Origin of the sequence: Mycobacterium sp. AT1, from assembly GCF_002043095.1 — a bacterium.
GTDB lineage: Bacteria > Actinomycetota > Actinomycetes > Mycobacteriales > Mycobacteriaceae > Mycobacterium.
The window spans coordinates 74,703-100,614 of sequence record NZ_MVOC01000031.1 but is presented as its reverse complement, the minus strand read 5'-3'; the positions used below and the strand labels follow the sequence as shown (position 1 = coordinate 100,614).

Below are 25,912 nucleotides of genomic sequence, written 5' to 3'. Positions count from 1 at the left end.
TGGAGACGCTGACCTGCCAACTGCCGGTGCTGGGGCATCGGTTGTTGACCCGGGTGCAGGCTGAGACGACGCCGAAGGCGTTGGGTGCGAAGTCCTGGCGTGAGGTGATGGCCGTCCGGTGGCGGATTTCGCCGAGTGAGGCGGGTCGCCGGTTGGAGGAGGCCGCGTTGCTGGCGTCCCGGCAGACGTTGATCGGGGCACCGCTGGACCCGGTGTTGGCGTGCACGGCGATCGCGCAGTCCCACGGGCTGGTCAACCGTGAACACGTGCAGGTTCTGGCGAATGCGATGAGCCGGATTCCGCCGGCGGTGGACCCCGTCACCCGCGGTCAGATCGAAGCCGATCTGGTGACGGCGGCGATGAGTGTGGGTCCCAAGCAGTTGAAGGACACCGCTGATCGGACCATCTTCCTGCTCGACCAGGACGGCCCGGAACATGATGACACTGAACGGGCCCGGCGCCGGGGTGCGACCAAGGGGCCTCAGCAGCCCGACGGGATGGTGCGTTTGACGACGACCCTGACGCCGCAGGCGTGGGCGGTGTTCGAGGCGGTGTTCGCCACGCTGGGGGCGCCGGGGATGTGCAACCCGGATGACGAGCAGCCGTGCGTGTCGGGGACCCCGACCCAGCAGCAGGTCGACGAGGACCACCGCACGTTGGGCCAGCGTCAGCACGACGCGTTGATGACGGTCGGGCGCCGGATGCTGGACAGCGGTGAGCTGGGTCGGCACAACGGATTGCCAGCCACGATCATCATCCGGACCACGCTGCAGGATCTGGAGAGTCGAGCCGGCGTGGGGGTGACCGGGGGTGGGACGGTGATGCCGATCCGCGACGTCATCGGGTTGGCGGGGCGGGCGCACCTGTTCTTGGCGGTGTTCGACGGGGCTACCGGGGCGGCGGTGAACTTGTTTCGGGCCCGCCGTACCGCCTCCCAAGCTCAGCGGTTGATGTTGATCGCCCGTGACGGTGGGTGCACGAAGCCGGGGTGCACGGTGCCGGCGTATGGCTGCCAGGTTCATCACGCCGCGCGGGATTGGGCTCAGGGTGGACTAACCAACGTCGACGACCTGGCTTTGGCGTGCGGGCCGGACAACCGGGTCGTCGGCCCGGGTGGGTGGACCACCCGGATCAACGCCGACCATGACGTCGAATGGTTGCCACCCCCGGCGTTGGACACCGGGCAGGTCCGGGTCAACGACTACCACCGCCCCGAACGGCTGTACTGGCCACCGGATGACGAGCCGGACGCACCGTCGGCCGAAGACGACCTCAGACCCGGCGGACCGGAACCGAATGCTGCTTAGCGGACGTCCTGGTACTGCGGGACGATCAGAACGGGCCGGTCGGTGTGGGCGACGACGGCCGACGCGACGCTGCCCTGCAGATGCCCGAGAAGCCCGCTGCGCCGGTGCGGCCCGAGCACGATGAGGCTGACGTCGTGGTCATCGGCGGCGGCGACGATGCCCTGCCACGTCGGTGCGGCCTCCACCGCCGCGCTGCGCGCGGTGAAACCGGCCTGGCGGGCCAGCTCTGCGCCGTGGGCGGCGGTCCGCTCGGCGGCGTGGCGCACCTCGGTGGCCCGGTCGGCGTCGAAGTGCCGCGAATCGGTGGGGGTGAAGCCGACGTCGACCGGCTGCCAGACGCACACCACCAGCGCCTCGCGTTCGGCGCCAAGCCGAGCCGCGGCCTGCGTGATGGCGAACGCGGCGAGATCGGTTCCGTCGTAGGCGATCAGCACCATTCCGGTCGGCTCGGGCACCGCCTCGGTGTGGGCTGGCTCGGGGGTCGCCACGGCGGCTGTCTCGGTCGGAGCCGTTGCCCCGGGACGGATGAGGGCCAGCAGGGGTGGCGAGTGCCAGGCCGGGTCGTCGCCGTCGAGGAACTCGTCGAGGTCGGGCTTCTGCGGTCGGGAGCCGCTCAGGGCGTAGACGGCCACCCCGAAGACGGCGCCGCCGACCGCGAGGCCGAAGCCGATCCACAGTGCGTAGCTGGTGCCCGTGCCAAGGTCGGTCGACACCGTCATCGCGAAGTGGGCAAGGATCGGCGCGACCATGAAAGCCGCCACCGCACGGAACAATTCGATGATCGCGAAGACTCGCTGGAGACTATTGGACTGCAGTGAGAAGCCGGCGACGAACAGCGCGGGCGCGACGGTGGCGCCCAACGCCAACCCCGTCAGCCCCGCGGCCACCAAGACCAGCGGCTGGTTGGCGGGCAGCGCGAACTGGAAGACCAGGATTCCCGCCGCGAGCAGCACCATTCCGACGAGCGGCAGGTAGTGCATCGCGCGCTTGGTGATGACGATTCCGAAGACCACGGCCATCACCACGGCACCACCGAGTTCGGGCAGGTACAGCAGGCCGACGTGGACCGGGCTGTAGGTCTTCAACAGCACGTTGGCAGTCAGTGCGGTTGCCGCCACAGACGCGGCGGCAGCGAACAGGGCGACGCCGACGCCGGCGACGGGGATCGAGCTGGTGAGCATCGTGCGGACGGTGAGAAGTGGCCGGCGCGAACGGAATTGATAGACCACCAGCACTACGATCAGGGCAAGGCCACCGAACATGGGCAGGGTCACCGCGACGTCGCCGAAGCCGTGGCTGGTCAGCTGCGAGGCGCCGACGAACGCCGCGGCGCAACCGACGGCGGCGAGTCCGATGGCGAGAAGGTCGCGCGGGGCGTCGAGGTCGGCAGGTGGGGCGTCCTCGAACGTGAGCGCAGCCATGATCAGGGCCAGCACCGCGATCCCGGCGATGATCCAGAAGAGCGGCCGCCACGCGTGTGCCTCGGCCTGCGCACCGCCGACGAAGGGTCCGAGCGCCACCGCGCCGAACACGCACATGTTCATGATGACGGCGGTGTTCCTGAGCTTTTCCTTCGGGAAGCCGATCGTCAGGGGCGGCGCGGCGGCGATCAGCAGCATGCTGGTGGCCAGGCCCTGCAGGACGTGTCCGCCGATGAACATGCCGGGGTTGACCGCCGCGGCGGCGACGACGGAACCGACCGCCAGCACCACGGCGTAGGACAGCAGCATGCGCCGCTGGGGGAGGTGCTGCGCGAACTGGACCGCCAGCACCGTTCCCACGGCGTACGCGGCGTTGCCGAGCCCGGAGCTGAGGCTCATCGTCTGAGCGCTCATGTGGAGCTGCTCGGTGATGATCGGCACCAGGGGGTCGATCGCCGCGGACAGCGCCAAGTACGGAATCAGGGCGAGGATGACCATGGTGGCCACGGCGGGGTAGCGCCCGGCGAGAGGTCCCTGGCGCATCAGCGGGGTCCTCGGTGATCGGACGGAATCGGGGTGGGCACGTACGTCTCCAGCTTCTTCGTGGCGGGTTTTCTTCCCGTCGCAGCGGTGTGTTGTCGCGAGCGGCTGTTCACACCCGAAGCACCATCGATCCCGGCCAACCTGATAGTGACCCTATCTAACGTTCTGGGCTGACGGCCATTCGCCCGGAGGCGTCGGGGAATAGTGCGTCTCGCCGACGGCGTTCCCCCTCCTGACCCCGACAGATGAGAGTCCTCGTGAAATTCGGCATTTCTACGTTCGTCACAGACGACGGCATCGACCCGGTCTCGCTGGCGACCGCGATCGAGGACCGGGGCTTCGACGCCCTCGTCATCGCCGAGCACACCCACATTCCGGCCAGTCGGGAGTCGGCGTACCCGGGCGGCGGAGAGCTGCCCGACTACTACTACAAGACACTGGACCCCTTCGTCACGCTCGCGGCGGCGGCAGCCGTGACGTCGCGCATCGAACTGTTCACCGGAATCGCGCTGTTGATCCAGCGGGATCCGATCGTCACCGCGAAGGAAGCCGCCAGCGTCGACCTGATCTCGGGTGGGCGGTTCGTGTTCGGCGTCGGCGCGGGCTGGAACATCGAGGAACTCCGTGACCACGGCACCGACCCGAAGACCCGCGGCGCGCTGCTCGACGAGCGCATCGAGGCCATCAAGGCGCTGTGGACGAACGATCCCGCCGAGTACCACGGCAGGTTCGTCGACTTCGACGCTTCCTACAGCCGGCCCAAACCCGTCCGGCAGCCTCCGATCTACATCGGCGGCAACTCCGATGCGACCGTCAAGCGCGTGATCCGGCACGACGCGGGCTGGATCTCCAACCCGTTCCCGCCCGAGGTGTTGGCGCCGCGCATCCAGCAGATGCGGGACGGCTTGGGTCACGACGTCCCGCTGGCGATGTTCGGCACTCCGGTGGACGCCGACTACTGGCGCGCCGTCGACGACCTCGGCTTCGGCCAGGTCGCGTTGCTGCTCCCGTCGGTGCCCCGCGACGAGAGCCTTCGACTGCTCGACGAGTACGCCGCGAAGGTGGCGCAGTACCGCGGCTAGACGAAAGGCGAGGTTTTCGCCCGCACCGCCCACCAGCCGGTGAGGTTTACCTAGGCTCGGGAGTGGACGCGCGGGCGCAACGGAGAGCCTGCTGCCAACACCGCGGGTCTGGTTGGGAAAAGCCATGAGTGGCAACCGGATTGTCGTATACAAGGGTCCTGGCAAGGTGGCGGTCGAGACGATCGACTATCCCAAGCTCGAGGTCCCGGCGGAAGTGGCGAGCGCGATGGGGATGAGCCGCAAGGCCGACCACGCCGTCATCCTCAAGTGCGTGTCGACCAACATCTGCGGCTCGGATCAGCACATGGTGCGCGGCCGCACCACCGCTCCGATTGGCCAGACGCTCGGCCACGAGATCACCGGTGAGGTCGTCGAAAAGGGTTCGGACGTACAGTTTCTCGAAGTCGGCGACATCTGCTCGGTGCCGTTCAACATCGCCTGCGGCCGTTGTCGCAACTGCCGCGAGGGGCAGACCGGGGTGTGCCTCAACGTCAACCCGGCTCGCGCGGGTTCGGCCTACGGGTACGTCGACATGGGCGGCTGGCTCGGCGGCCAAGCCGACTACGTCATGGTGCCGTTCGCCGACTTCAACCTGCTGAAGTTCCCGGACCGCGACGCCGCCCTGGCGAAGATCCGCGATCTCACCATGCTGTCGGACATCTTCCCGACCGGGTACCACGGTGCGAAGACGGCGGGCGTCACCACCGGGTCGACGGTGTACGTCGCCGGTGCCGGACCCGTGGGCTTGGCGGCCGCGTACTCGGCGCAGTTGCTCGGCGCGGCCGTCGTGATCGTCGGCGACCTGAACGCCGACCGGCTCAGGCAGGCCGAATCCTTCGGTTGCGCAACGGTTGACGTCAGCGCCGACGCCTCACTGGAGGACCAGATCGCCGAGATCCTCGGCACCAACGAGGTCGACTGCGCCGTGGACGCCGTCGGATTCGAGGCCAGCGGACACGGCCAGGGCGCGGGTGAGCAGCCCGCCGCCGTCCTCAACTCGATCATGGGACTCACGCGCGCCGGCGGATCGCTCGGCATCCCCGGCCTATACGTCACCGGTGATCCCGGCGCCGCGGACGCCGACGCCAAGGAGGGCACGCTGAAGGTCCGGCTGGGTCTCGGTTGGGCGAAGAGCCACAGCTTCGCCACCGGTCAGTGCCCGGTGCTGAAGTACAACCGCGGGCTGATGATGAGCATCCTGCACGACAAGGCGCACATCGCCGACGCGGTCAACGCCACGGTGATCACCCTCGACGACGCGCCGCGCGGGTACGCCGAGTTCGACTCGGGTGTCGCCGAGAAGTTCGTCCTCGACCCCCACGGGATGGTGCCGGCGGCCTGACCTGCGGGCAGCACCTATGGTCGAGCGGTGACGATTACCTACGACGAGGCGCTGCGGATGCGAGTTCGGAGCAACCTGGCGAGTCACCGCCGCCGCGAGGTCGTGGACCCCTCGAAACGGCATGCGGCCGTGGCGGTGGTGCTCGTCGACTCCGAAATCGGTGAGGACAGGGTCGACCCGGCGCCCGTCGACGACTGGATCGACGGGCGACCGATGGATCCCGGTCTCGACGGGCGCATGGTCGACGTGTCAGGGGGTGCTGCTTTTCTCTTGTGCCGCAGGGCATCTCGGTTGCGCGCCCACGCCGCCCAGTGGGCGCTGCCGGGCGGTCGCGTCGACGAGGGGGAGACCGTCGTCGATGCCGCCCTCCGGGAGCTGGACGAGGAACTCGGTGTCAGGTTGGCGCCGACGTCGGTGCTCGGTCTCCTCGACGACTATCCGACCCGGTCCGGTTACGTCATCACCCCGGTCGTGGTCTGGGGTGGCGGTCGGCTCGATCTGCGCCCGTCACCCGACGAGGTGGTGGCCGCCTACCGGGTGGGGCTGCACCAACTGCAACGCGGTGACTCGCCGCGCTTCGTCGACATTCCGGAGAGCCCGCGGCCGGTGGTGCAGATTCCGCTGGGCAACGATCTCATTCACGCCCCCACCGGTGCAGTGCTGCTGCAGTTCCGCTGGCTGTGCCTCGAGGGGCGCGACGATCCGGTCGACCAGCTGGAGCAGCCGGTGTTCGCCTGGAAATAGCTACCCGACGCCCGGCACACTGCGGAGCCGGGCCGCCTCCCGGGACAGGTGGTCGCGCTCGGCGAGGTTCGGTGCGGCCGCGGCAGCCTCGGCGTACAGCGTTGCCGCCGTGGCCAGGTCACCGCCCTGTTCGTGCAGAAAGGCGGCCGCCGCGGTGTAGCGAGGCACGGTGTCGTCCACGTCGGCGAGGGCGGCGAGGCCGGCGCGCGGACCGTCGGCCTGCCCGATCGCGACGGCGCGGTTCAGCCGGACGACTGGGCTGTCGGTGAGCGCCAGCAATTCGTCGTACCACTCCACGATCTGCACCCAGTCGGTCTCGGCGACGGTGTGGGCGTCTGCGTGCAGCGCGGCGATCGCCGCCTGTGCCTGATACGGCCCGAGCGCGTCGCGGACCAGCGCGGCCTGCAGCAGGTCGACGCCCTCGGTGATCAGGTCGGTCCGCCACCGGGTGCGGTCCTGCCTCGCCAACGGCACCAGGCGGCCGTCGGCGCCGATGCGGGCGTCGCGCCGCGCGTGGTGCAGCAGCATCAGCGCGAGCAGGCCACCGACTTCGGGATCGTCGGTGACCGCTGCCAGCTGTCTGGTGAGGCGGATGGCCTCGGCCGCCAGGTCGACGTCGCCGGAGTGGCCTTCGTTGAAGACGAGATAGAGGGTCGACAGGACCGTGTGCAGATCACCGGGCTGGCCGAGGCGGACGTCGGCGACGGTGCGCTTGGCCCGGCTGATGCGCTGCGCCATCGTCGATTCCGGCACCAGGTAGGCCGCCGCGATCTGCCGGGTGGTGAGTCCGCCGACCGCCCGCAACGTGAGTGCGACGGCCGAGGTGTGCGTCAACGACGGATGCGCGCACAGGAAGTACAGCGCGAGCGTGTCGTCCGCGCGTTCGGTGGGACCCGCCTCGGGCTCGGCGAGCAGACGTTCTTCTCGGCCGCGGCGGGCGACGTCGGAGCGGGTGAGGTCGAGGAACTTCCGCCACGCCACGGTGACGAGCCAGGCCTTGGCATCGGTCGGCGGCTCGGACTTCCACCGCACGACGGCTTCGATCAGTGCTTCCTGAACGGCGTCCTCGGCCGTCGCGAAGTCGGCTCCGCGGCGGACGAGGACGCCAAGCACCGAGGGAGCGACCTCCCGCAGGACGGTTTCGTCGGGGGCCACCGTCACTCGGTGACCGTTGGCGCTTCGCCGTAGAACGGCCGCAGTTCCAGCCATTCGTAGATTGGCTCGCCGTGGCGGCCGGGGGCGGCCGACAGCTCGCCTGCGAGGTCGACGGCGCGCTGGTAGTCGTCGACGTCGATGACCATCCAGCCTGCGATGAGGTCCTTGGTCTCGGGGAAGGGGCCGTCGGTGACCGGTGGTCGTCCCGGGCCGTCGTAGCGTACGAACGTGCCCTCGGCGGACAGCGCCTGCTCGTCGACGAACTCGCCGGTCTGCCGAAGTCGGTCCGCGAAGTCGTTCATGTACCGGATATGGGCGTCGATTTCCTCGGGCGTCCACTGGTCCATGGGGGCGAAGGGGCGGTCGGTGGGGATGCTCGAGCTGCGGTAGTGCTTGAGCATCAGGTACTTGGCCATGGCGTGGTCTCCCTCGATCTGTTGCGGCCCATTCTGGCCGCGTTCACTCCTGGGACGCAGCGGTGGCCGGGATCTCGACACGTGGTTCGCCTTGACTTCCGTGGAACGTCGTTCCATCCTGACTTGGAACAGTGTTCCAACGAGTGGAGGAGATGTCATGACGACGCCGGTCACGATCGTCGGTGCGGGGCTCGGCGGCCTGATGGCGGCCAGGGTGCTGCACGTCAACGGCATCGCCGCGACGGTCTACGAGGCCGAGCCGTCGGCCGAGAGGCGCACCCAGGGCGGCCAGCTCGACATCCACCCGGAGGACGGGCAGCTGGCCCTCAAGGCCGCCGGCCTCTACGAACGGTTCCAGAGCATCATCCACGTCGGCGGGGACGCACTCCGTGTGCTCGACCGGGACGGCGCCGTCCTGGTGGAGCAGCCCGACGGTGCCGACTCGGGCGGACGGCCGGAGGTGCTCCGCGGACGGTTGCGGCAGATCCTGCTGGAGTCGCTGCCCGACGGCGTGGTGCGGTGGGGCTGCAAGGTCGCCTCGGCGCGGTCACTCGGCGACGGTGCGCACGAGCTGGCCTTCACCGACGGCACCACCACGACGACGGAGCTCCTCGTCGGCGCGGACGGCGCGTGGTCCAGGGTGCGACCCCTGCTCTCGGCCGCCACGCCCGAATACGTCGGAATGTCGTACGTGGAGATGTACCTGCACGACGTGGACGCGCGGCACCCGGCGGTGGCCGAGGCAGTCGGAGGCGGCGCGATGTACGCCCCCGCTGCAGGCAAGGGCATCCTCGCCCACCGCGAGCAGGGACACGTGATCCACACCTATGTCGCGCTGCGGCGGTCGCTCGAGTGGATGGCCGCGGTCGACGCCACCGAACCCGCTGCGGCTGTCGCGCGGGTGGCGGCCGAGTTCGACGGGTGGGCACCGGAACTCACCGCGTTGATCACCGACGGATTCACCGTCGGCGGCGTCGCGCCAGTGGTGCGCCCGCTCTTCACGCTGCCGACCGGCCATCGATGGGACGCCGTGCCCGGCGTGACGCTGCTCGGCGACGCCGCACATCTGATGCCACCCTCGGGTGACGGCGCAAACCTTGCCATGCTCGACGGTGCCGAACTCGCCGCGGCGATCGTCGCGCATCCCGGCGACGTGAACGCCGCCGTCGCCGCGTACGAAGCGGCCATGTTCCCGCGCAGCGCTGCGATCGCGGAAGAGGCGTACGGGGTGACCGAGATGCTGTTCGGCGACCGCGCGCCGACGTCGCTCGTAGAGATGTTCGCCGCACCCCAACCGCAGTCGACGGGCTGACGCCCGCCGAAAAGTCTTCGACTGTACCGATCTGGCTCTCAGTCACGTCTCAGCCGGCGAGGGCACCGTGGGGTCAACACTTTGCTGCCCGACTCCAGAAGGTATGGCCCACATGACGAACTACCCGCAGTACCCGATGCAACCGTCCGGCCGGAGGCACGGCATCGATCCCGCTGCAGGACAACGCAATCCGGCGCATCGCGCCCACGCCGCGCCGCAGTCGCCGTATGACTGGCGATACGCCAGTCACCCTGCGGCCGACACGGCGCCGATGGCCGCCGTCGCGCCCCATCGGAAGCGGTCTCGGGTCGGTGCGATGGTCACCGGTGCCGCCGCGATCGCCGTGGTGTCGGCGGGCGTCGGCGCGGTGGTGATGACGAGTCAGCACGACCAGTCGGCCGAAAGTGGTCTCGCGACTGCCCTCGCCACCGCGCCGAGCCAGGCGGCTGCGGTCCCTCCCGCGGCCGATCTGCCGGGCGGCTCCGTCGAGGCGGTGGCGGCGAAGGTGCTTCCCAGCGTCGTGAAGCTGCAGATCGACATGGGCGGTCAGAGCGAAGAGGGCTCCGGCGTCGTCCTCGATCCAAACGGTCTGATACTGACCAACAACCACGTGGTGGCCGCCCTGGCGTCCGCACCGACCGGTGCGGGTGCGCAGGTCACCCCAAGTGGCCAGGAGGTCCCGGGGCCCCAGGCCATGAAGGCGACCGTCACGCTGGCCGACGGCCGCACCGCACCGTTCAGCGTGGTGGGTGCCGATCCCTCCAGTGACATCGCCGTCGTTCGCGCGCAAGGCCTTTCGGGCCTGACCCCGATCGCCATCGGCTCGTCGAAGGATCTGAAGGTCGGCCAGAACGTGGTCGCCGTCGGGTCGCCGCTTGGCTTGGAGGGCACCGTGACGACGGGCATCGTCAGTGCACTGGACCGCCCGGTCGCCACCGCGGGTGAGGGCCAGGGTCAGGCGACGGTGCTCAACGCCATCCAGACCGACGCGGCCATCAACCCCGGCAACTCCGGTGGGGCCTTGGTCGACATGAACGGTCGACTGATCGGGGTGAACTCGGCGATCGCCTCGATGGGCGGCGGCTCGAGTTCGTCCGGTGGGCAGAGCGGTTCGATTGGCCTCGGCTTCGCCATTCCGGTGGATCAGGCCAAGCGCATCGCCACCGAGTTGGTCTCCACCGGCACGGCCACCCATGCGTCGCTGGGAGTGCAGCTGAGCGACGACCCCAACGCGTCCGGCGCCACCGTTGCACAGGTGGTCGACGGCGGACCCGCCGCGGCCGCAGGCGTGCCGAACGGCGTCGTGGTGACCAAGGTGGACGGTCGTGTCGTCGACGGTCCGGAGGCGCTGGTGGCCGCCGTGCGGTCGAAGGCCCCCGGTGACGAGGTGGCGCTGACCTATCAGGATCCGTCCGGTTCCAGTGAGACGAAACAGGTCACCCTGGGGACGGCCCAACAGTAGTCGCACAGGATGTTCCCAGGGATAGTCGAGTTGGACTTCAGAGTCCAAACAAGGGGCTACAGTTGGACGATGCCGCCACCATCGAACGACGTGACGCGGCCAAGGCTCACCTCTCGAGGCGTCGCGACCCGCAACCGGATCGTCCAAGCGGCAGCGGAGTTGATGCACGTGCGCGGGGTGGCGGCCACGACGATCGACGAAGTGCTCGCGTCCAGTGCGACGAGCAAGTCGCAGTTCTACCAGCACTTCGACGACAAGACCGATCTGGTGTACGACGTGATCAGCATTCGCGCCGACGAGATTCTGTCGTGGCAACGCCTGCGACTGGAGAAGGTCGACTCGTTCCGCGGCCTCAACCATTGGCGTGACGCCATGGTGCAGCGCTGCGCGCTGCGACGGGGCCTGTGGGGATGTGAACTCGGCTCGCTCGCGGCCGAACTGTCCGACAGTGACGACAGGGCTCGCGAATCCCTTGCGGCGCACTTCGCCGAGTGGCGCGGGTTGTTGGCGGCGGCGCTGGAGCGGATGCGGGACGCGGGTGCGCTGCGGGCCGACGTCGACGCACCCACCCTCGCCACCGGACTGCTGGCTGCGGTCGAGGGCGGCTATCTGCTCTCGCAGACGGCCCACGATCCGCGGCTCATGCAGACCGCTCTGGACTCGTCGATCGCCTACATCAGGTCCTTCCAGCCCGACGGCGCGGAGCGGGACTAGCCACTTCGGACCAGCGGGTCCAAACGAACGAGGCGGGTCAGTCGTCGACTGACCCGCCTCGTGTCGTCCTGATGAAGGGACTCGTTCGGTTAACCGGTGTGGTTGGTCCCGGGAACGCCGGTCGGTGCCGGCGGCGCCTTGACCGGCGGGCTGAAGGAGTTGCCACCGGATGGGCTGATGCTCTTCTCGGTGGGCGTGACCGACGGCGCGCTGGTCGAGCTCTCCGTGCTGCTCGACGGGGCGGGCTTCTCTTCGCTGCCACCGCAGGCGGTCAGCGCCCCCATGGAGATGAACGCCGCGATGCCGAGGCCCGCGGCGACGCGGCGAGTGTTTCGACTAGTCATGAAGCAGTCCTATCCGGGTTCTCGAGATCGCCGAGATTAGTTGTTGTGGGTGCCGGGGATCGCCGTCGGCGCCGGCGGAGCCTTGACGGGCGGGGTGAACAGGTTGCCACCGGTGGGGTTGATGCTCTTCTCGGTGGGCGTGACCGACGGGGCGGTGGTGGTCTCCGTGGTGCTCGACGGGGCGGGCTTCTCTTCGCTGCCACCGCAGGCGGTCAGCGCTCCCATGGAGATGAAGGCAGCAACGCCGAGGCCCGCGGCGACACGACGGGTGAGACGACTATTCATGATCGAATCCTATCTTTGCTACCTAGAATGCGCTGGAGATACGTGAACTGAACTCTATCGTCCAGAACGGTGTCACGTCAAGGCGTCGTGTGGGAGCGGAGTGTCGTCGCCGACCAGCCGAAACCCTCTGTTCACGGCATCGGCGGACGGCCGAGCCGCCATGCGGCGGCATGGCCCGTAACAGGACTTGGTGGTCCAGAGTCCGCCCGAAAGAACCGCCTGGCGGGCCCCGGTTGCGTCCTCGTGTGTAACACCGGACGCCCATACGCACGATCAACCGACTGAACGCGGCAGCGCGACCACGTCCGTTGCCGCCAGAGTTGGAGGGGTCTTCATCGTGTTTCGTCGTTTCGGAATGGCCGTCTTGGTTGCAGGCAGCGCGCTGGCCGGCGTTGCCACGATCACAGGACCGGCAACCGCTGGCGCGGCGCCAGGGTGCGGTGACTTCCACTGGCTCGGCGCCGCCGGCTCGGGTCAGCGCGACGGAGCAGGCCTGACCGCCAACGGCGGCATGGGCCCCGTGGTCTACCAGTCGTTTCAGCAGTTGCAGGCCCAGCTGGCGGCGAGCGGGCAGACGATCACCGCCGAAGCAGTTCAGTACCCCGCGGCACCCGTCCCCCTGGGTGGCGGCCTCGGAGGCTGGATGGGGTTCATGGACAGCGTGGAGGCGGGAACCGACGCCGCCGCCGAACAGTTCGAGGCGTTCACCGAGCGGTGCCCCACGACCAAGGTGGTGCTCGCCGGCTACTCGCAGGGCGCGATGGTCATCCACCGCAACCTGCACGACCTCGCCGACGATCCCCACGTCGCGGCGGCGCTGCTGATCGCCGACGGCGACCGGCTGCCGGCCGACACCACGATCAACCTCGGGTCGACCGCGGTCGTGCCCAGTGCGGGCAAGGGCGTCGCGCAGGAGCACTCCTTCCTGGCCTCGGCCCCCACGTCGGTGCTGCCGCCCGAGATGGGGGCGCGAACCGTCAGCGTCTGCGACGTGGGCGACCCGGTCTGCGACGCAGATCCCGACACCGAGTCCGACGCGTTGTCACCGACGGCGCTCGCCATCCACACCTCGTATGCCCCCGCCAGCAGCGGGGCGCACGCCTGGGGCACGCCGCTGTATCAACTGGTGGCGAACGCCAGCACAAGTGCCGAGGCCGAACCGTCGCCGGCGACGGAGCTCGCCGCGCCCGTCAGATGATCGGGTCGTCGCCGGGGCGGACCAGCCTCAGCCACCGGTAGCCGTACGGGCCCAACTCGAGTTCAGCTCGGCCGGAGTCGTCGAACGGTTGCTCGGTGAGCCCGTCGAGCAGGTTGACCAACACCGAGCCGGGGGGTGCGTCGGACAGTTCGATCGGCACCAGGACGCCCTCGGCGCCAAAATTGTGCAGCGCCAACATCTGCCAGCCCGATTCCTCTTCGCGGCACACGCGAGCCAACACCGAGCGGTGCGGTTGCTTCAGCACTTCGGCGGTCGACCAGCCGATCTCCGGCTGTTGGCGATAGGTGTAGACGAGGTCGCGGATGAACCACCAGAACGACTGGTGGTCGCGCCGCTGGGCGGCGACGTTGACCCGATCCGGGCCGAACAGGCCGTCGGGCATGGGTCGGGTGAGCCTGCGCTTCGCCGCCGTCGAGAAGCCGCCGTTGCTGCCGCCCGTCCACTGCATCGGGCTGCGGACGGCCAATCGTCCTGGAATGTCCAGGTTTTCACCCATCCCGATCTCCTCGCCGTAGAACAGCACCGGACTGCCCGGCAAGGAGAAGGCCAGTGAGTACACCAATCGCATCCGGCGCTCGTCACCGCCGACCATGGTCGGCAACCGTCGCCGGAGTCCGCGGTCGTAGAGCTGCATGTCCGGGTCGGGACCGAACGCGTCGAAGACCTCCTGACGTTCGGCGTCGGTCAGCTTGTCGAGGGTCAGCTCGTCGTGGTTGCGCACGAAGTTGGCCCACTGACTGGTGATGTCGATACTTGGCCGTTGCCTGATGGCCTTCGCGAGCGGCCGCGCGTCGCCGCGGGCGAGCGACAGGTAGATGTTCTGCATCCCGATGAAGTCGAACTGCATGTTCAGCCCGTCGCCGTCGGGTCCGCCGAAGAACTTCTTCTGATCCTTGTATGCGACGTTGACCTCGCCGAGGAGCACCGCGTCGCCGACGCGGCGAGTGACGAAGTTCCGCACGTCGCCGAGGTATTCGTACGGGTCGAAGGCGCCCGGCTCACCGGGCACGGAATCCTTGGCGAACAGGAAGGGGACCGCGTCGATCCGGAACCCCGAGACGCCGAGCTCGAGCCAGAATCCCAGCGTCCGCGAGATCTCCTCCTGCACCTTGGGATTGGCGATGTTGAGGTCTGGCTGATGCTTGTAGAAGTGGTGGAGATACCACTCGTTCGTCTTGGGGTCCAGCTCCCAGATGCTGTCCTCCTGGTCCGGGAACACCACGTCCTTCGGGCTGGACTTCGGCTCCGTCGCGCTCCACACGTAGTAGTCGCGATATGGGTCGTCGACGCTGCGGCGGGCGGACTTGAACCACGGGTGCGCGTCGGAGGTGTGGTTCATGACGAAGTCGACGATCACCCGGATCCCGGCGGCCCGCGCGGTGCGCACCAACTCGACGAAGTCGCCGAGGTTCCCCAAGCGGGGATCCACCCCGAAGAAGTCGACGATGTCGTACCCGTCGTCCTTTTGGGCCGTCGGATAGAACGGCATCAGCCACAGGCAGGTCACGCCGAGGTCGGCGAGGTACTCGATGCGGTCCGACATCCCGCGGATGTCACCGGTGCCGTCGCCGTTGGAGTCGAAGAACGTCTCGACGTCGGCACAGTAGAAGACGGCGCTCTTCCACCAAAGGTCGCCGCCGTCAACGCTTCTCATGCCATCACCGGAGTCGTCGCTGGCGCGGTCGGGGAGAGTTGCGGCAGCACGTGTTCACCGAAGGCGTCGATGAATGCGCTCTGATGTTGGCCGACGAAGTGCAGGTACAACTCGTCCCAGCCCTGCTCGACGTACTCGGCGAGCCACTGTGCGTGCTGCCCCAACTCGCTCGACACCCGCACCGACGACCTCACCTGCTCGGGGGTGACGTGCCTGCCGATGACGTCGAAGGCCTCGACCGACTCGAGATCCCATGCCACCGGCGGACCGAATACGTTGGTGCGCCACTGGTCGCACGCAACGGAGATGGCCTCGTCGTCGGTGGGTGCCCAGCTCAGGTGGATCTGCAAGCGAGCCGGACCGCGTCCGCCCGCCCCGCGGTAGGCGTCGAGAACCCGTCGGAGGGTCTCCGCGGGCTGGTTGACGGTGATGAGCCCGTCGGCCCAGGCGGCATGCCGGGCGGCCGTCGCTTCGGTGACGGCAGGCCCGACGAGGTCGGGGACCCGATCCGGCAGCGTCCACAGCTGGGCGCGGTTGACCTGGACGAGACCGTCGTGGCTGACCTCTTCGCCCTTCAACAACCGGCGGATCACGTCGACGCACTCGACGAGTCGACGGTCGCGTACCTCCTTGCGCGGCCACTCCTGCCCGGTCACGCGCTCGTTGGACGCCTCGCCCGAACCCAGCGCCGCCCAGAATCTGCCGGGAAACATCTGCGCCAGCGTCGCGATGGCCTGGGCGACGATCGCCGGGTGGTAGCGCTGCCCCGGCGCGTTGACCACCCCGAACGGCAGCTCGGTGGTCGCCATGGCGGCCCCGAGGAACGACCAGGCGAAACCCGATTCGTTCTGCCGGGTGCTCCATGGACTGAGGTGGTCCGACGACATGCCTGCGGTGAAGCCGGCGTGTTCGGCGTGTTGGACGTCGCGGAGAAGTTGCGCGGGACTGATCTGCTCGTGCGAGCAGTGGAATCCGATGACGGTCATTGCGTCGGCATACCCGTTTGTCGGGGGACTTACGTCTACGTCAGATTTGCGGTCGCGGGGGTCCGCGGCTCGCCTTAACCTCTCAAGATCGGTAAGTTGGTCGGTGGTTGAGCTTCCAGCCTGTCGACGTCGTGCGGTCCACGACGTCGACATGGCAGTTTGATTCGTCGCGACGACGCGCCGGGAAGTGGGGACTATGGCGTTCAACCAGACGGTCCCTTGTCAACCCTCGGACCCCGCTGCAGAGCTGCGCGCCTGGGACCAGTTCGTCGAGGACATCGGCGTCGGACTGGCCGGTTCGCTGAACTTGCGCCGAACCGCCCTTCGGCTGCTGACCATGATCCGTCCCCGCCTCGCCGACTGGGCGATGGTCGTCCTTCCCGGTGACCGTCAGGGCGCGCTGACCATCGTCGGTGGCGACGACGCCGGTTTTCACGCCGTGGTCTCGGCGTCGGCCATCGCCGACACCGAGCTTGGTCGCGCACTGAGGACCGGCGGCACGGAGTTGCGGCACGTCATGACGGATGCCGAGGCGGAGGCCGATCTCGCCGGCATGATTCCGCATCCCCGACTCGCTGCCGAGGCCGCCACCATGCGGCCAGCGGATCTACTCACCGTAGGACTGACCGCGCGGGGCACCACGATCGGTGCGTTGGTGATGATCCGCTGTGAGGGAAGGGGTTTCGACGACCGGGACGTGACCGCCGCCGAGCGAGTGGCAACTCGCGCCGCGATGGCGTTGGACTCCGCCAGGCTCTACGAGGAGCGTGGCCGCATCGCGACGGTGCTGCAGCGCAGCCTCCGGCCGCCGTCGCTTCCCAGCGTCGACGGGGCCCGGTTGGCCGCCAGATACCGGCCCGCTGCCGAGCATCTGGACATCGGTGGTGACTTCTACGACGTCCACGGTCGAGGGGACGACTGGTTGCTCTCGGTCGGCGACGTGTCGGGCAAGGGTGTCGAGGCGGCCGCGCTCACTGGTCGAACTCGCCAAAGCATCCGCACCGCATGCCATTTCGATCGCCGACCAGAAGTCGTGCTGGATGCGCTGAACACCGTGCTCTTCGACGAGCACACGAAGGACTTCGTCACGTTGGTGTGCGCACGGATGCGCCGCGAAGCCGAAGGGCGGTTCGTGGTCGACGTGGCCTCGGCGGGCCACCCGGCACCAATCGTGCTGCGAGCCGACGGCCGGGTCGAGCCGGTCGGGGTCAGCGGCACTGCCGTCGGGATGGTGGCGAGAGTGCAGTACCGGCCCGTCACCGTCAACCTCGCGTCGGGTGACACCATGCTGATGTTCACCGACGGAGTGGACGAGGCGATGGGCGTCGACGGCTTGTACGGCGTCGACCGGCTGCTCGGGCTGCTGCCCCGCTATGCGGGCGCCGACCCGGAAGTGCTCTGTGAGGCCATCGAACAGGACGTCCTCGAATACCTCGACGGTCGCCAGCATGACGACATCGCGTTGCTCGCGGTGACATGCGGCGACTAGACGAGCGTCGAAATCCGTTGAAGGACTACGACGCCGCTTTTACGAGCGGAGACACCGAGACGGTCACGTCGATCGTCGAAGGACTGCTCGTCGACGGTGCGGAGCCGGTCGCGGTGCTCACCGACGTGGTGGCGGCCGCTCAGCGGGAAGTCGGTCGGCGCTGGCAGCGAGGCGAGTTCACCGTCGCGCAGGAGCACGCCGCGACGGCGACGGCCGTCTCCGCGACCAGGGTCGTCGCGAACCACGTCCGACAGGTGCCGGTCACCAGGGGCAAGGTCCTGGTCGCCTGTGCAGAGCGGGAGTGGCATGCGCTCCCGGCGATGATGATCGAATGTGCGCTGCGTGCCCATGGGTGGGACACCACGCTGCTCGGCGCGTCGACGAATCCGTTGCGCCTCAACCAATATCTGAACGATCTCGGGCCGGATGCCGTCGCGGTGAGCTGTTCGGTGCTCGGTTCCCTGTCCACCTGCCGTCGGTTCATCGAGGCCACCACGGCCAGCGGCACGCCGATCCTGGTGGGCGGCCCGGCCTTTGGTGGTGACGACGTACGTGCGGTCGCCCTTGGCGCCACCGCCTGGGCCCGCGACGCGCACGGAGCCATCGTGGCGATGGACGGGCTGCCTGCGGTCGTCGTGCCGGCAGCTCCCCTGCCCGGTGAGCGGACCGCCGAGCAGGCGGCGCTGGAATCCGATCATCGTCGGCTCGTCGCGCGGCTCCGCGAGCGGTGGACGCTGGTGGCCGCGGCCACCACTCCCGACGCCGACTGCCTCAACAGCGTGATCGACGTCGCCGACGACGTGCTGCACCAGACCCTGCATGCGGTGGAGGCGGCACTGCTCACCGGTGACGATCGGGTGTTGCCCGAGACCGCCTGGTGGATCGACGATTTACTCCGTAGCCGAGGCGCCGAGCCTCGCATGATGGACGAGCTGGTGGAGATTCTCTCCGCGGCGATGCGCGACTACCCGGTGGCGGCCTCGTTGTTGGCAACCCACTTCGTCGTGCCGGCCGAGTGGCGCCGAGAAGCGACGGTCGACGAATGACGTTTGACGAGAGGCATTTCCGTGGTCTTCCGCGATGACGACGAGATCGGTCGTGACCTGGCGGTCGTCGACTGGGGGGCGACGCCGCTTGGGGCACCGGAGGATTGGCCGCAGAGCCTCCGCACGGCGGTGAGCATCCTCTTGGCGTCCCGGTTCCCGATGTGGATGGCGTGGGGGCCGGATCTGACGTTCTTCTGCAACGCCGCGTATCGCCGCGACACCCTCGGCAGCAAGTACCCCTGGGCGCTCGGTCGGCCTGCGAGTGAGGTGTGGCAAGAGATTTGGCCCGACATCGGACCGAGGATCGAGTTGGTCCTCACGACCGGTGAGGCGACGTGGGACGAAGCGCTGTTGCTCTTCCTCGAGCGATCGGGCTACTCCGAGGAGACCTATCACACGTTCTCCTACAGCCCGCTGCGCGACGAGGACGCCCGCGTGGTGGGCATGTTGTGCGTCGTGAGCGAGGACACCGACAGGGTGATCGCCGAGCGCCGGATGGCAACGCTGCGCGACCTCGGCTCGGATCCGAGCGTCGTCCGCACCGAGCGCCAGATGTTGGACTTCGCGGCCAGCCAACTCGCCGGCAATCCGTACGACCTGCCTTTCACGCTGACCTACCTGTTCCGCGACGGACCTGATGGCGGCGAAGCGCACCTCGCCGGCGTCAGCGGCATCGCAGTCGGTCATCGGGCGGTGCCGCGCACACTCTCGGCCCATGACTCCACCATCTGGCCCGTCGCCGAGGCGGCCCGCGGCGAGACCGCGCTGGTTGAACTGGACGGCCGGATGCTCGACCTGCCGTCCGGCGCCTGGGCGGGCCCGCCGACCGCGGCGCTGGTGGTTCCCCTGCTGCAGCAGGGTGGCGCGCCAGTGGGATTCCTGGTCGCCGCCCTGAATCGCCACCGATCGCTCGACGACGGCTACCGGGGCTTCGTCGAACTCGTCGCGGGACACATCGCCGCGGGGGTGGGCAGCGCGCGCAGCTACCAGGCTCAGCAGCAGCGGGCCGAGGAGCTTGCCGAACTGGACAGTGCGAAGACGGCGTTCTTCTCCAACATCAGCCACGAGTTTCGCACTCCCCTGACGTTGATACTCGGACCGGTCGACGACTTGCGCAACCGGACGAGCGGACTGGACCAAGAAGTCCGCGACGAGCTGGACCTGGTGCACCGCAACGGTTTGCGGCTGGCCAAGCTCGTCAACACCCTGCTCGACTTCTCCCGCATTCAGGCCGGGCGAATGCAGGCCAGGTTCGAGCCCGTCGACCTCTCGGCCGTCACCGCCGAATTGGCCAGCGTCTTCCGGTCCGCCGTCGACCGGGCGGGGCTTGAGTTCGTAGTCGACGCCCCCACGCTCGACCGACCCGTCTACCTGGACCGCGACATGTGGGAAAAGGTCGTGCTGAACCTGCTGTCGAACGCCCTGAAGTTCACGTTCGACGGCTCGATCACCGTCCGGGTCCGCGGCGACGACTCGGGAGCGATGGTGACCGTCACCGACACCGGCATCGGCGTGGCCGCCGCCGAGATGCCCCGGCTCTTCGAGCGGTTCCATCGCATCGAGACCGCCCGCGCGCGGTCGACCGAGGGCAGCGGAATCGGCTTGGCCCTCGTCCGCGAACTCGTCGGGCTACAGGGGGGCACGATCACCGCCGACAGTCGGGAAGGCGAAGGGTCCACCTTCACCGTCCGCCTGCCCTTCGACGCGGGACACCTTTCCGCCGAGGACATCTCGCGATCGGGCACCGGAGCTGGCGTGGGCGCGGTAGCGCAGCCCTACCTTCAGGAGGCGCTGCGCTGGCTCCCGTCGGATCCGGACTCGCCCGGATCCGAGGCGCCGCCGACGGTCGTCACCCCCGTTGGCATCGGTGACGATCAGGTGCGGGTGCTGGTGGCCGACGACAACGCAGACATGCGGGAGTACCTCACCAACCTGCTGCGCACCTCGGGTTATCTGGTCACCGCCGTCAACGACGGCGTCGAGGCCATCGGCGCGATTCGCGAGCGGGCTCCGGACATCCTCGTCAGCGACGTGATGATGCCGCGCCTGGACGGGCTCGAGCTGCTCGCCACGCTCCGCAGGGATCCGCGGACCGTCGCGCTTCCCGTCCTGCTGCTGTCGGCAAGGGCGGGCCAGGAGGCGTCCATCGAGGGCCTCCAGGCAGGAGCCGACGACTACCTCGTCAAACCCTTTGCGGCGGCCGAGCTTCTGGCCCGCGTGCGGGCCAACGTCGAACTCGCCAGGATGCGCAACCACCACGCCCGGTGGCGCACGGCGTTGGTGGACTCCCTACAGGAGGCGTTCTTCGTCTGCGACGAGAATGGCGCCGTCATCGAGATCAACACCGCCTTCGTCGACATGCTGGGATACGGACCCGCAGGCCTGCCGTATGCACCCGTCCACCCGTGGTGGCCGGACGCCGACACCGACCCAGAAGCGCACCAGTTCGTGCAGACGGCCTTCGCGGGACTGCTCAGCGAGACCCACGGCGCGTTCACCATTCCCGTGACCCACCGCGACGGTCATCGCCTGTGGGTCGCCGTCAACTTCAACCACGCCGAGGATCCCGACACGGCCCGACGGGTCATGGTCGGCACCTTCCGTGACGTTACGTCCGAGCACTACAACGTCCAACGCCAGACCGCGCTGGCAGCGCTGAATCAGCAGCTGGCTCAAGCTGATTCACTCGACGACGCGCTCGTTGGTGCCATCGAGGAGTTGCAGCGGGTGTGGCGGGCGCGGCGCGTCTTGGCCGTGACGTTCCTCAGTGCCTCGGGCGACGACGGCGCGCCCGAACTGGTGTGCGTGGGTGACCCGGTCGAATGGGCCGAGCTGTCCGCCGACCAGCGTGCGTCGATCGAGAGTGTGCGCGACGCGGGCCTGCTCACCACCGGGACCGCGACCACGGGGTCCGGTGGCATTTCGCTGCAGCATCCGCGGGGAGTGCTCGTCGTCTGGGTCGACTTGTCCGAACGCCGGCCGTTCGGTCCGCGGGACCACACTCTGCTTGCGGTGCTCGCCGGGCGGCTGGGCCAGGGGCTGCACCGGGCGTACCAACTGGACGAGCAGCGTGAGACCGCGGTGGCGCTGCAACACGCCATGTTGGGGCCTGCGGACCTGCCTGCGGGCTTCACGGTGCGATATCACCCCGCCAGCCGACCGCTGCAGGTCGGCGGCGACTGGTACGACGTGGTCGACCTCGACGACGGGCGAGTGGCGCTCATCGTCGGCGACTGCGTCGGCCACGGCCTCGGAGCCGCCACCGTGATGGGTCAGCTGCGCAGTGCCTGTCGCGCGCTGTTCCTCGAACAGTCCTCCCCGAGCGCCGTTCTCGCCGGAATGGACCGCTTCGCGGCTCGACTTCCCGGTGCCCGGTGCACCACCGCCTTCTGTGCGGTGCTGACTCTGCAGAGCGGCGAGCTCGTCTTCTCCAGTGCCGGGCACCCGCCGCCGATTCTGGTGCAGGCCGACGGTACGACGGAGATGTTGGACGGCGGGCGCGGGCTCCCACTGGCGTTGCAGCTCGGTCGTTCTCGGCCCGAGGTGCGGATGACGATGCCCGCCCGTGCCACGCTGCTGCTCTACACCGACGGTCTGGTGGAGCGTCGCGGCACCTCGATGGACGATGGAATGGTCCACGCCGCCGACCTCGTACGGCGCGGTCGGATGGACGTCCTCGACGACGTCGCCGACCACCTGATGTCCGAACTCGAACCGCTAGGCGGCTATCCCGACGACGTGGCGCTCCTGCTGTATCGGCGACCGGGACCCCTGAACGTGACGTTTGCCGCCGACTCAAACCAGCTGGCACCGATCCGGGACACGTTGCGCGGCTGGCTGACTCAGGCGGGAGTCGACGACGAGCGGATGCAGGACGTCCTCATCGCCACCGGCGAAGCCGTGTCGAACGCCATCGAACACGGCCATCGGGATCGCCCCGACGGCGTGGTCTCCCTGCGCGCGACGGCCGTCGTCGACCGGCTCCAGGTCACCGTCGTCGACACCGGTACCTGGAAGTTGCCACGGACCGTCGCCGACATCAGTCGCGGCCGAGGCATGGCCCTCATGCAAGGCTTGATGGAAGACTTCACCATTCACTCCGACGACAACGGCACCACAGTGTGCATGCACGCGAGGATTAGCCAATGGCCACACCGCTGACCCTGAGCACCGACCGGGACGCCGAAGGGGCGCCCCGGCTCGTGGCGGAGGGCGAGATCGACCTCAGCAACATCGCCATGTTCACCGAGGCGCTCACCGAAGCCAGTGCCGGCACCCGACGGCCGATCACCGTCGACATGAGCGCGGTGAAGTACCTCGACAGCGCGGGCATCAACGCCCTGTTCAACCACGCCGACGAGGTCGACCGACTTCACCTGATCGTGCACCCGTTTCTGATCCGCGTGCTGACGATCAGCGGGCTCAGCGAAGTCGCGGTGGTGGAGGCGGCCACCCCGCCGACGGACGGCGGCTAACTCGGCACGGGTACCGGCGCGGTGTCGGTCTCGTCGCTCGCCGGCGGTGGCGTCGAAGGCTTCTTGAAGTGGTTGTCGCCCCGCGGGTAGACCACCAGCGGCCACCAGAACCAGCGGCCCAAAAGTGTTGCGATGGACGGCATCAGCAGCGATCGCACGATGAAGGTGTCGACCAGCAGACCGATGGCGATCGTGGAGCCCATCTGCGCCAGCACCACCAGCTTGCTGAACATCATCGCCGCCATGGTCGCGGCGAACACCAGACCGGCCGATGTCACCACGCCGCCGGTGCCCGCCATCGAGCGGATGATGCCGGTCTTCAGCCCGGCGTGGATCTCGTCCTTGAACCGGGAGACCAGCAACAGGTTGTAGTCCGAACCAACGGCCAACAGGATGATCACCGACATCAGCATGACCAGCCACTGGATCGGCTTGCCAAAGAGGTCCTGCCACAACAGAACCGAGATGCCGAACGACGCGGCGATCGAACTGGCGGCCGTGGTCACGATGACGAGAGCGGCCACTGCGCTGCGGGTCAGGATGATCATGATCATGAAGATCAGCGTCAGCGCCGACACCACGGCGATCATCAGGTCGTACTTGGCGCCGTCGGCCATGTCCCGGTAGGTGGCCGCGACGCCACCGAGGTAGATCTTCGCGTCGGACAGCGACGACATCTTCAGTGCGTCCTGCGCGGCCTTGCGTTCGGAGTCCACCCTGGCGATGCCGTCGACGGTGGCGGGGTCACCCTCGTGGGTGATGAACATGCGCGCGGACTTGCCGTCCGGGGACAGGAACATCGCGAGGCCGCGCTTGAAGTCCGGGTTGGTGAAGGCTTCCGGCGGCAGGAAGAACAGATCGTCGTTCTTGGCGTCGTCGAACGCAGCCCCCATCGCCAGGGCGGTGTCGTTTGACGCCTGCATCTGGTCGAGCAAGGCCTTCTGCGAGTTGTACGACGCCAGAGCCAGATCGCGGCTCTGCTTCATCGTGGCGATCGTCTGCGGCAGCAGTGCCGTCAACTTCGGTGCGAGCGCGGACAGTTGGTCGGTGTTGTTCTGGACCGCCCCCGTGCGGTCGGTCAATTCGTCGATCCCGTCGAGGGAGTCGAACAGCGAACGGATGGCGGCGCACAGCGGAATGTCGAAGCAATGCGGCTCCCAGTAGAAGTACGCGCGCATCGGCCGGAACGTGTCGTCGAAGTTGGCGATGTTGTCCCGGAGCTTCTCGGTGGTCCCGAGCAGCTCCCGCGACTTCTCGGCCGAGTCCTGGGTGAGTGCGGTCTGCTGCAGTGACAGTTGGTACTGCTGCTCGAGGATGGCGATCGAGGCGTTCGTCGAATCGATCGTCCGGAGCTGATCGGCCAGCTGGGCACGTTGGAACGGCAGGTTCATGTTGCTCGTCTGACCGGAGACGCTCGTCTGAAACGGAATCGAGCTGTGCTGGATCGGGATGCCGAGCGGGCGGGTGATGCTCTGCACCATGGCGATGCCGTCGGTGTGCATCACGTTGCGCGCCACGGCGTTGAGCACCAGCATGTCGGCGGGATTTCGCATGTCGTGCTCGGAGTTGACCATCAGGATGTCGGGGTTCATCCGGGCCTGGGAGAAGTGCCGGTCGGCGGCGGCGAACCCGACGTTGGTCGGCGCGTCGTCGGGCAGGTAGTACTGGTCGTTGTACGCCGGCTGGTAGCCGGGAATCGCCACGATGCCGATCAGCACCACGAACAGGCTGACGACGAAGATCGGTGCGGGCCAACGGACTACCGCCGTTCCGACCTTGCGCCAGAAGCGGCTCTTGGCGGGTCGCTTCGACTCGTAGAGTCCGACCTTGCTGCCGAGGAAGAGCACCGCTGGGCCGAGGGTGACGGCGATGATCACGACCACGACCATGCCGATCGCCACGGGTGCGCCCATGGTGCTGAAGTAGGGCAGCCGGCAGAAGCTGAGGCAGAAGGTGGCACCGGCGATCGTCAGGCCAGAGCCAACGATGACGGGGGCGACGGACTTGAAGGTGGCGTAGTAGGAGTCGTCCCGGTCCAGTCCCATGGCGCGGTCTTCGCGATAGCGACCGAAGATGAAGATGCCGTAGTCGGTGGCCGCGGCGATCGCCAGCATCGTCAGGATGTTGCCTGCGAACGTCGTCAGGCCGAACGCCCCGTTGGTGGCGAGCACCGAGACCACGCCGCGCGCGGTCAGCAGCCCGAGAAACGTCAGGAAGAGCTGAACCAGCGTCGTGCGGATCGACCGGTAGACGATCAACAGCATGAGGGCGATCGCGGCGAGCGTGATCAACGTGATCTGGGCCAGGCTGGCGTTGCCGATGACGTGCAGGTCGTCGGTGAGGGCGGCCGGGCCGGCGACGTAGGCCTGCACACCCGGTGGGGCCGTGGTCTCGGCAATCACCTTGCGGACGAAGTCGACGCCTTCGTTGGCCTCCGTCTGCCCCTGCTCGCCTGCCAGGTTGATCATCACGTAGGACGCCTTGCCGTCGGCGCTCTGTGCACCGGCCGCGGTCAAGGTGTCGCCCCAGAAGTCCTGGATGTGCTGGATGTGCTGGGGATCGGTCTGCAGCTTCTTGATGATCGCGTTGTAGTAGTCGTGCGCGGGCGGGCCCAGCGGCTGCTGGCCCTCGATCACGACCATCACGGTGCTGTTGGAGTCGAACTCCTTGAAGTTTCCGCCCATCAACTTCATCGACGTCATCGACGGGGCGTCCTCGGGCGCCATTGGCGCAGAGTGCAACTCGCCGACGACCTCCAGCTGAGGCGCAAGCACGTTCACCAAAACCGCGACCACGATCCAGAACAGGACGATCGGGATCGAGAAGATCCGGATGGCGTGTGGCAGGTAGGGCCGCTTGGGCCGCTGCACGTCACCGGACGGGGTTTCGGCCGGTGCTTGTCCGGGCATCGCGTGG

General features: G+C 68.2%; 20 protein-coding genes. 12 read left to right on the top strand and 8 right to left on the bottom strand.

Features of this window, described 5'->3' with window-relative positions; genetic code table 11:
- Nucleotides 1–1,307 (top strand): HNH endonuclease signature motif containing protein (locus tag B1790_RS15205; RefSeq protein WP_079924077.1); only part of this gene is annotated, 1,307 nt, incomplete at its 5' end.
- On the opposite strand, the gene B1790_RS15200 is transcribed toward B1790_RS15205, so the two are convergent.
- A complete protein-coding gene (locus B1790_RS15200; RefSeq protein ID WP_079924060.1) occupies nt 1,304–3,271 on the bottom strand; it encodes an MFS transporter in 1,968 nt (655 codons plus the stop codon). The two genes, B1790_RS15205 and B1790_RS15200, sit on opposite strands and share 4 nt — an antisense overlap.
- 257 nt (nt 3,272–3,528) lie before the next feature.
- Here B1790_RS15200 and B1790_RS15195 point away from each other — a divergent pair, with 257 nt between their 5' ends.
- From B1790_RS15195 to B1790_RS15185, 3 genes are all read left to right on the top strand, one after another.
- Nucleotides 3,529–4,353: an LLM class F420-dependent oxidoreductase gene (locus B1790_RS15195; RefSeq protein ID WP_079924076.1), complete on the top strand. Its 825-nt coding sequence runs from the start codon at nt 3,529–3,531 to the stop codon at nt 4,351–4,353.
- A 124-nt stretch (nt 4,354–4,477) separates the two neighbouring features.
- Nucleotides 4,478–5,695: a formaldehyde dehydrogenase, glutathione-independent gene (gene fdhA / locus B1790_RS15190; protein ID WP_079924059.1), complete on the top strand. Its 1,218-nt coding sequence runs from the start codon at nt 4,478–4,480 to the stop codon at nt 5,693–5,695.
- 27 nt (nt 5,696–5,722) lie between these two features.
- Nucleotides 5,723–6,439, top strand: a complete 717-nt coding sequence (locus B1790_RS15185) for a CoA pyrophosphatase (RefSeq protein ID WP_079924058.1) — start codon at nt 5,723–5,725, stop codon at nt 6,437–6,439.
- Here the strand turns inward: B1790_RS15185 and B1790_RS15180 are convergent, their stop codons facing one another.
- Both B1790_RS15180 and B1790_RS15175 read right to left on the bottom strand, forming a co-directional pair.
- On the bottom strand, nt 6,440–7,600 hold the full coding sequence (locus B1790_RS15180) for an RNA polymerase sigma factor (protein ID WP_233165138.1): 1,161 nt from the start codon (nt 7,598–7,600) through the stop codon (nt 6,440–6,442). It abuts the gene before it with no gap.
- Nucleotides 7,597–8,010, bottom strand: a complete 414-nt coding sequence (locus B1790_RS15175; RefSeq protein WP_079924056.1) for a YciI family protein — start codon at nt 8,008–8,010, stop codon at nt 7,597–7,599. The genes B1790_RS15180 and B1790_RS15175 overlap by 4 nt, the downstream gene beginning before the upstream one ends.
- 157 nt (nt 8,011–8,167) lie before the next feature.
- Between B1790_RS15175 and B1790_RS15170 the strand changes: the two genes are divergently transcribed.
- The 3 genes from B1790_RS15170 to B1790_RS15160 all read left to right on the top strand — a co-directional run bounded on the left by B1790_RS15170 (nt 8,168) and on the right by B1790_RS15160 (nt 11,498).
- Nucleotides 8,168–9,322: an NAD(P)/FAD-dependent oxidoreductase gene (locus B1790_RS15170; RefSeq protein ID WP_079924055.1), complete on the top strand. Its 1,155-nt coding sequence runs from the start codon at nt 8,168–8,170 to the stop codon at nt 9,320–9,322.
- A gap of 112 nt (nt 9,323–9,434) precedes the next feature.
- Nucleotides 9,435–10,784, top strand: coding sequence for a S1C family serine protease (locus B1790_RS15165; protein WP_079924075.1), 1,350 nt, complete (start codon nt 9,435–9,437; stop codon nt 10,782–10,784).
- 69 nt (nt 10,785–10,853) lie between these two features.
- Entirely contained in the window at nt 10,854–11,498 is a 645-nt protein-coding gene (locus B1790_RS15160) for a TetR/AcrR family transcriptional regulator (RefSeq protein ID WP_079924054.1), read from the top strand.
- Nucleotides 11,499–11,587: 89 nt separating this feature from the next.
- Here B1790_RS15160 and B1790_RS15155 read toward each other — a convergent pair whose 3' ends face one another.
- Both B1790_RS15155 and B1790_RS15150 read right to left on the bottom strand, forming a co-directional pair.
- A complete protein-coding gene (locus tag B1790_RS15155; RefSeq protein WP_079924053.1) occupies nt 11,588–11,842 on the bottom strand; it encodes a hypothetical protein in 255 nt (84 codons plus the stop codon).
- Between the two features lie 36 nt (nt 11,843–11,878).
- Nucleotides 11,879–12,127 (bottom strand): hypothetical protein, encoded by a 249-nt coding sequence (locus tag B1790_RS15150; protein WP_079924052.1) that lies wholly within the window; start codon nt 12,125–12,127, stop codon nt 11,879–11,881.
- A 355-nt stretch (nt 12,128–12,482) separates the two neighbouring features.
- Here B1790_RS15150 and B1790_RS15145 point away from each other — a divergent pair, with 355 nt between their 5' ends.
- Nucleotides 12,483–13,325 carry a cutinase family protein gene (locus B1790_RS15145; protein ID WP_079924051.1) on the top strand — a complete coding sequence of 281 codons (843 nt, stop codon included), beginning with the start codon at nt 12,483–12,485 and terminating at the stop codon, nt 13,323–13,325.
- Here the strand turns inward: B1790_RS15145 and B1790_RS15140 are convergent.
- On the bottom strand, nt 13,318–15,000 hold the full coding sequence (locus B1790_RS15140; protein WP_079924050.1) for an alpha-amylase family protein: 1,683 nt from the start codon (nt 14,998–15,000) through the stop codon (nt 13,318–13,320). The two genes, B1790_RS15145 and B1790_RS15140, sit on opposite strands and share 8 nt — an antisense overlap.
- A complete protein-coding gene (locus B1790_RS15135; protein ID WP_079924049.1) occupies nt 14,997–15,986 on the bottom strand; it encodes a TIGR03885 family FMN-dependent LLM class oxidoreductase in 990 nt (329 codons plus the stop codon). Before B1790_RS15135 ends, B1790_RS15140 begins: the two co-directional genes overlap by 4 nt.
- A 196-nt stretch (nt 15,987–16,182) precedes the next feature.
- Between B1790_RS15135 and B1790_RS15130 the strand changes: the two genes are divergently transcribed.
- The 4 genes from B1790_RS15130 to B1790_RS15115 are packed head-to-tail and all read left to right on the top strand — an operon-like array spanning nt 16,183 to nt 22,996.
- Nucleotides 16,183–17,475 (top strand): PP2C family protein-serine/threonine phosphatase, encoded by a 1,293-nt coding sequence (locus tag B1790_RS15130; protein WP_079924048.1) that lies wholly within the window; start codon nt 16,183–16,185, stop codon nt 17,473–17,475.
- Nucleotides 17,463–18,521: a B12-binding domain-containing protein gene (locus B1790_RS15125; RefSeq protein WP_079924047.1), complete on the top strand. Its 1,059-nt coding sequence runs from the start codon at nt 17,463–17,465 to the stop codon at nt 18,519–18,521. Before B1790_RS15130 ends, B1790_RS15125 begins: the two co-directional genes overlap by 13 nt.
- A gap of 21 nt (nt 18,522–18,542) precedes the next feature.
- A complete protein-coding gene (locus B1790_RS15120) occupies nt 18,543–22,682 on the top strand; it encodes a SpoIIE family protein phosphatase (protein WP_233165137.1) in 4,140 nt (1,379 codons plus the stop codon).
- Nucleotides 22,667–22,996, top strand: coding sequence for an STAS domain-containing protein (locus B1790_RS15115; protein ID WP_079924045.1), 330 nt, complete (start codon nt 22,667–22,669; stop codon nt 22,994–22,996). The genes B1790_RS15120 and B1790_RS15115 overlap by 16 nt, the downstream gene beginning before the upstream one ends.
- Here the strand turns inward: B1790_RS15115 and B1790_RS15110 are convergent.
- Nucleotides 22,993–25,905 carry an RND family transporter gene (locus B1790_RS15110; RefSeq protein WP_079924074.1) on the bottom strand — a complete coding sequence of 971 codons (2,913 nt, stop codon included), beginning with the start codon at nt 25,903–25,905 and terminating at the stop codon, nt 22,993–22,995. The genes B1790_RS15115 and B1790_RS15110 overlap by 4 nt on opposite strands.
- Nucleotides 25,906–25,912: the final 7 nt, after the last annotated feature.